Annotated in this window: 6 protein-coding genes; 4 read left to right on the forward strand and 2 right to left on the reverse strand. The window is 70.2% G+C overall.

All coding sequences use genetic code 11. The features are described 5' to 3' along the window. Positions 1-58: 58 nt before the first annotated feature. On the reverse strand, positions 59-967 hold the full coding sequence (gene trxA, locus B0E41_RS22705) for a thioredoxin (RefSeq protein WP_077334752.1): 909 nt from the start codon (positions 965-967) through the stop codon (positions 59-61). Positions 968-1,108: 141 nt separating this feature from the next. Between trxA and purE the strand changes: the two genes are divergently transcribed. The 4 genes from purE to B0E41_RS22725 all read left to right on the forward strand — a co-directional run bounded on the left by purE (position 1,109) and on the right by B0E41_RS22725 (position 4,383). Further along, a complete protein-coding gene (gene purE / locus B0E41_RS22710) occupies positions 1,109-1,600 on the forward strand; it encodes a 5-(carboxyamino)imidazole ribonucleotide mutase (protein WP_077334754.1) in 492 nt (163 codons plus the stop codon). Positions 1,601-1,730: 130 nt separating this feature from the next. Next, on the forward strand, positions 1,731-2,966 hold the full coding sequence (locus tag B0E41_RS22715) for a 5-(carboxyamino)imidazole ribonucleotide synthase (RefSeq protein WP_077334756.1): 1,236 nt from the start codon (positions 1,731-1,733) through the stop codon (positions 2,964-2,966). A 9-nt stretch (positions 2,967-2,975) separates the two neighbouring features. Continuing rightward, on the forward strand, positions 2,976-3,986 hold the full coding sequence (locus tag B0E41_RS22720) for an L-threonylcarbamoyladenylate synthase (RefSeq protein ID WP_143433975.1): 1,011 nt from the start codon (positions 2,976-2,978) through the stop codon (positions 3,984-3,986). Between the two features lie 148 nt (positions 3,987-4,134). Then, on the forward strand, positions 4,135-4,383 hold the full coding sequence (locus B0E41_RS22725) for a hypothetical protein (protein ID WP_077334758.1): 249 nt from the start codon (positions 4,135-4,137) through the stop codon (positions 4,381-4,383). A gap of 152 nt (positions 4,384-4,535) precedes the next feature. On the opposite strand, the gene dacB is transcribed toward B0E41_RS22725, so the two are convergent. Beyond that, a partial coding sequence (gene dacB, locus B0E41_RS22730; RefSeq protein WP_143433976.1) for a D-alanyl-D-alanine carboxypeptidase/D-alanyl-D-alanine-endopeptidase occupies positions 4,536-6,000 on the reverse strand: 1,465 nt, incomplete at its 5' end.

Consider the following 6,000-nt stretch of genomic DNA (forward strand, 5'->3'; position numbering starts at 1 on the left):
GGGGAGAGAGGGAGCCCGAAGGGCGGTCGTGCATCAGGTGGCGCGCGACCCCCCTGCGTCAGCTCAGCACCACGCTCGACAAGCGTCGGCGGTAGGTCGCCACGGTCGGGTCTTCGGGCGGCACCTGGCCTTCGGCGACCTTGGGCTTGGCCGGCTCGATGATGTCGAGGATGGCGATGTAGGTCTTGCGGGCGAGCTCTTCGTTCCAGGTCTTGTCGCGCATGAGGATCTCCAGCAGCTCGTCCATGGCGGGCACAAACTGGTTGTGCGCCATCAGCAGCTGGGCCAGCGCAAAGCGGCTGTCGAAATCGCGCTTGTTGGTGGCGATCTGGGCCTGCAGCTCGGCGGCGCGGGCTTCGGGGTCGGTCACCATGTCCTGCGCGTCGCGCGCTTTCATCCAGCGGTTGAGCGAATCGAGCCGGCGCACCGCGAGGGATTTGGCGATCACCGGGGCGAACGCCACCTTGGCGTCGTCGTCGCGCTCCAGCTCTAAGAGCAGCTTCACCAGGTCGAAGCGGGCGTCGTCGTTTTCGGGGTTGGTTTCTACGGCGTGTTGCAGCTTCTCCAGCGCACCTTCGAGGTCGCCGTCGGCCAGCGCGTCCAGCGCCTCGGCCTCTTCAGCGGCGGCCTCGACCTCTTCGGCCGCGGGCACATGTTTGTCCAGAAAGGCCTTGATCTGCCCTTCGGGCAGCGCGCCCATGAAGCCGTCCACCGGCTGGCCGTTCATCAGCAGCACGCAGGTGGGAATGCTCTTGATGCCGAAGGCGCCCGCGAGCTGCTGTTCCTGGTCGGAATCGATCTTCACCAGCTTGAAGCGGCCGGCGTAGTCGGCCTCCACCTTTTCCAGCAGCGGGCCGATCACCTTGCAGGGGCCGCACCACGGCGCCCAGAAATCCACCAGCACGGGGGTGTGCATGGAGGCTTCGATGACCTCGGCTTCAAAGTTTTCGATGGTGACGTTGATCATGGCAAAGGCTCTGGGAAGGGGCGCGCCGCGCAGAACGCGCGGGCGTGAAACGTAAAATCGACACTTTACCGGAGCCGCGCACATTGCCGGCCCCCTCTCCATCCGCCAGCCCCCGTCCGGGCCAGGGCCAAAGGCAAGAACATGAACCCCATCCAGGTGGGCGTGGTCATGGGTTCCAGCAGCGACTGGGACACCATGCAGCACGCTGTGCAGATCCTCAAGGACTTCGGCATCCCGCACGAGGCGCGCGTGGTCTCGGCGCACCGCATGCCCGACGACATGTTCGCCTACGCCGAAGCCGCAGTGGGCCGCGGGCTCAAGGCCATCATCGCGGGCGCGGGGGGCGCGGCCCACCTGCCGGGCATGATCGCCGCCAAGACGGTGGTGCCGGTGCTCGGCGTGCCGGTGCAGTCGAAGGCGCTGTCGGGTGTCGATTCGCTGCACAGCATCGTGCAGATGCCCAAGGGCGTCCCGGTCGCGACGTTCGCCATCGGTGCGGCCGGTGCGGCGAACGCGGCGCTGTTTGCGGTGGCGATGCTGGCCAACGAGAACCCGGCTTTGCGCGCGCAACTCGAAGCCTTCCGCGCGGCGCAGACCGAGGCGGCTCGCAACATGACCCTGCCGACGGAATGACCCACCCCTGCCGCGCTGCGCGCGACCCCCTCAAGGGGGCAACACCAGCGGCCCGGCAAAGCCGGTTCCGCGGTGTTTGCTGGATCAACCCCCTGCTCGCTTGACGCAGCTGTTACCCGGAACCAACTTCATGAGTCTCAAGCCTTTGCTTCCTGGCGCCCTCTCCGACCGTGGCCAGCAGATGACGCTGGGTGTCATGGGCGGCGGCCAGCTCGGCCGCATGTTCGTGCAGGCAGCGCAGGCCATGGGCTATTTCACGGCGGTGCTGGACCCCGATCCCGCCAGCCCGGCCGGGTTGATCAGCCACTACCACATCGACACGCCGTACGACGACGAGCAGGGCCTGGCGCAGCTGATGCAGCGCTGCGACGCCATTACGACGGAGTTCGAGAACGTGCCGGCGCCCGCGCTGCTCACGCTGGGTGCGCACCGGCCGGTGGCGCCGTCGTCGGCCTGCGTGGCGGTGGCGCAGGACCGCATTCAGGAGAAGGCGCACTTCGTGGCCTGCGGCCCGATCAGCGGTGTGTATCCCGCGCCCTACGCGGCCATCGAATCGCCCGAGCTGCTAGCGGCGGTGCCGGCCGATCTGTTGCCCGGCATCGTGAAAACCGCGCGCCTGGGTTACGACGGCAAGGGCCAGATCCGCGTGAAGACCCGCGAAGAGCTGGCCGCTGCCTGGGAGCAGCTGGGCCGCGTGCCCTGTGTGCTGGAAAAGCTGATGCCGCTGCAGAGCGAGTGCTCGGTGCTGGTGGCGCGTGGCGCCGACGGCCAGGTGGTGAGCTTCCCGGTGCAGGCCAACACGCACCACGACGGCATCCTCGCGATCACCGAGGTCTACGAGGGCGCCGTGCCGGCCGACCTGGCCGCGCGCGCGCAGGCCAGCACGGTGGCGATCGCCAACCACCTGAACTACATCGGCGTGTTGTGCGTCGAGTACTTCGTGGTGGACAACGGCACCGGTGGCTCGGACCTGATCGTCAACGAGATGGCGCCGCGCCCGCACAACAGCGGCCACTACACGCAGAACGCCTGCGACATGTCGCAGTTCGAGGCCCAGGTGCGCGCGCTCGCCGGCCTGCCGCTGCCCGTGCCGCGCCAGCACAGCCCGGCCATCATGGTCAACCTGCTGGGTGACCTCTGGTTCAGCGCCAATGGTGTGCGCCCACAGGCCAGCGAGCGGCCGGTGTCGCCGCCCTGGGCGCAGGTGCTGGCGCTGCCCGGCACGCACCTGCACCTGTACGGCAAGCTCAGCGCGCGCCCGGGCCGCAAGATGGGGCACCTGAACATCACCGGCAGCTCGGTGGCGCAGGTGCGCGAGACGGCTTCCAAAGTGTTGGCGCTGCTCGGTCTCCCTCCGCTCGCCTGACTTCTTCTGATGCCCCTGACCCTGAACGCGAGCGACCCGGCGGCCATCGAAGCCGCCGCGTTGCGCCTCGCCGCCGGCACGCTGGTCGGCATGCCCACCGAAACGGTCTACGGGCTGGCGGCCGACGCGGGCAACGCCAGCGCCGTGCAGCGCATTTTCGAGGCCAAGGGCCGGCCGAGCGACCACCCGCTGATCGTGCACATTCCGCCCGCTGCGGCGGACGGCTGGCGCGCCGCCGTGGCGCCGTTCGCGCGCGAGGTGCCGGATTTCGCCGTCGCGCTCATGCAGGCCTTCTGGCCCGGCCCGCTCACGCTGATCCTGCCGCGCCGGCCCGAGGTGGCGGCGGTGGCGGCCGGCGGGCAGGACTCGGTGGGGCTGCGCTGCCCCTCGCACCCGGCGGCGCAGGCGCTGCTGGTCGCGGCGCGGGCGCACGGCGTGCACGGCGTGGCCGCGCCCAGCGCCAACCGCTTCGGGCGCGTGAGCCCGACCACCGCTGCGCACGTGGCCGAAGAGTTTGCGGCCTTGCCCGACGACGCGCTGCTCATCCTCGACGGGGGCGCCTGCCCGGTGGGCATCGAATCGACCATCGTCGATGCTTCGCGGGGATCGCCCGTGCTGCTGCGCCCCGGCGCCATCACGCCCGCGCAGATCGAAGCGGCCTGTGGTGAGCCGGTGCGCGAGCGTGACGAGGCCGCACCGCGCGCCTCGGGCACGCTCGAATCGCACTACGCGCCGCGCGCCAAAGTGCGCCTGATGCCGGTGCAGCAGCTGCAGGCGGCGCTCGACGTGCTGGGCGCGGACGCGAAACACATCGCGGTGTACGCGCGCGCCACGCTGCGCGCCGCCCGCAGCGTGCCCCAGCGCCGCATGCCCGACGATGCCGCGGCTGCCGCGCAGGCGCTGTTTGCCGTGCTGCGCGAGCTCGACGCCACCGGCGTGAAGCTGATCTGGGTGGAAGCACCGCCCGAAGGCGCCGAGTGGGACGGTGTGCGCGACCGGCTCCAGCGCGCCGCGGCCTGAGAGGCTGATCCGGCGGGCAACCCGCCGCAGCGCCCGCTGCAAAAAAACTCAAGAAGCGCCTGCCTGTGCCGATGGAACGGGAGACAGCGTTGAGCGTCCGCACCCCGGTCGCTGGCGCGCACCCCGTCCAACCACCGTCGAGCCCACCGTGAAACCCTCTTCCTTCGCCTTCCGAAGCGCCAACGACGACAACTTGGCCATCAACGAAACCACGCGCCACCAGTACTACTGCACCATGCAGGCCGAGGCGTGTGACGAAGATGTGCTGGACGAGGCCCTGAACCGCCGGCGGGCACGCGCCATGTTGGAAAAACACCAGCAACCCCGCTGGGGGTTCTGGGCGCTGGGGGCATGCGGCGCGGTGGCGTTGGCTTTCTGGCTGTTCAGAGCCGGATAACCGGACGGTGAAACCGTCTCAGTTCTTCACGTTGCCGGAGCACGGTCCCGAGGAATGAAGCAGCCCACACCCCAGGGCACCGCCGGGCCGGCTCTGCCGGACGGCCAGTGCCGCCCCCTTGGGGGGTAGCGCGAAGCGCTGCGGGGGGAGCCTCAATCCGGCAAGTTGGCGGTCCACTCCACCAGCGCATCCAGCGCCGGGCGGGCTGCCACGGCGTTGGGGTGGTTGATGAAGCCCACCACCGCGTAGCGCGCGCCGCGGCCCGCGTTCACATAGCCGGCGATGCCCGTCACATCGCGCAGCGTGCCGGTCTTCAGCCAGGCGTTGCCGTGCACCAGGCTGTCGGGTGAACGGCCGATGCGCGCGGCCGTGCCTTTGACACCCGCCACCGAGAGCGACTGGACGAATTGCGCGCCCTGCGGGTGGCGCGCCGCGTGGCGCAGCAGCGCGCCCAGGGCGTCGGGGGTGATGCGCTCGACCCGCGACAGGCCCGAGCCGTTCTCCATCACCGGCGTGGCGTGGCGGATGCCGAAGGTGGTTTTCCACCAGCGGCCCAGGATCTCGCGCGAGCGCTCCAGGCGGCCGGGCCGCACCGGTGTGAGTCGCCCGCGCGGCACGGTCATCGAGTCGACCCGGGCCGGCGCCAGCTGTCCCAGCGTGAGAAACACCTGCTGGGCCATCACGTTGTTGCTCCACTGGTTGACGTCCGCGATGATCTCCGAGAGGGGCAGCGAGCGGGCCTCGTGCAGCAAGCGTGCGCGGGCCGGTGTGGCGCCGGTGCGCACCTTGCCGGTGAGCGCGCCGCCGCTGTTGCGCCACAGGCCTTCGAGCGCGCGCGCGGCGTAGCTGGCCGGGTCCTGGTAGGCCACCGGCCATTCCTTGTCGCCGCAGCTCTGGGGGTAGCGGCCCTCGAAGCGGATCGCGTTCACATCGTCAAAACGTGCGGCGATGGCGCCGCGCCAGTCGCCGCAGCCGCCGCGCGAGAGCGGCACCGTGGGGTCGATGGCCAGACCGGCCATGGGCGGCTCGCTGAACACATGGGCCACGCCGGCCGCCGGGTCGGGCGAGAACCTGAGCACCACCGACTTGAAGTTGACCAGCAGCGCGTCGGGGCTGGCGTTGTAAGGGCGCAGGGCCTCGCCATCGAATTCGCCCGGGTCGCGCGGGGTGATTTCAAACGCGCTGTTGTCGAGCACCATGTCGCCCAGCACCACCACGACCCCCTTGTCCTGCAGCGACTGAAAGGCCGCCTGGATGCGTTCGAGCACCAGCTTGGGGTCGCCGCCGCCCTGGATGTAGAGGTTGCCGCGCAGCGTGCCTTTTTCGACCACGCCGTCGGTGGCAAAACGGGTGGACCAGGTGAAGTCGGGCCCCAGCAGGTCCATGGCCGCGTAGGTGGTCACCAGCTTCATCACCGAGGCTGGGTTGATCGGCACCTCGGCGCGGTGGCGGATGCGCTCGGGCCCCTCGCCCGAGACTGGGATCACCAGGGCCGACAAGGCACTGGCCGGCACCTGGGCCCGCTGCAACGCCGCCAGCACGGCGCTGGGCAGGCTGGTGGTCACCGTCGACGGTGACCACCAGCCTGCCCAGCGCCGTGCTGGCGGCGTTGCAGCG

It is taken from the genome of Hydrogenophaga sp. A37, assembly GCF_002001205.1.
In the GTDB taxonomy this organism is placed as follows: domain Bacteria; phylum Pseudomonadota; class Gammaproteobacteria; order Burkholderiales; family Burkholderiaceae_C; genus Hydrogenophaga.

Excerpts from the sequence above, each read along its gene's own strand:
- B0E41_RS22720 (WP_143433975.1), top strand. The coding sequence starts at position 2,976 with ATGCCCCTGACCCTGAACGCGAGCGACCCGGCGGCCATCGAAGCCGCC.
- trxA (WP_077334752.1), bottom strand. The coding sequence starts at position 967 with ATGATCAACGTCACCATCGAAAACTTTGAAGCCGAGGTCATCGAAGCC.
- B0E41_RS22715 (WP_077334756.1), top strand. The coding sequence starts at position 1,731 with ATGAGTCTCAAGCCTTTGCTTCCTGGCGCCCTCTCCGACCGTGGCCAG.
- purE (WP_077334754.1), top strand. The coding sequence starts at position 1,109 with ATGAACCCCATCCAGGTGGGCGTGGTCATGGGTTCCAGCAGCGACTGG.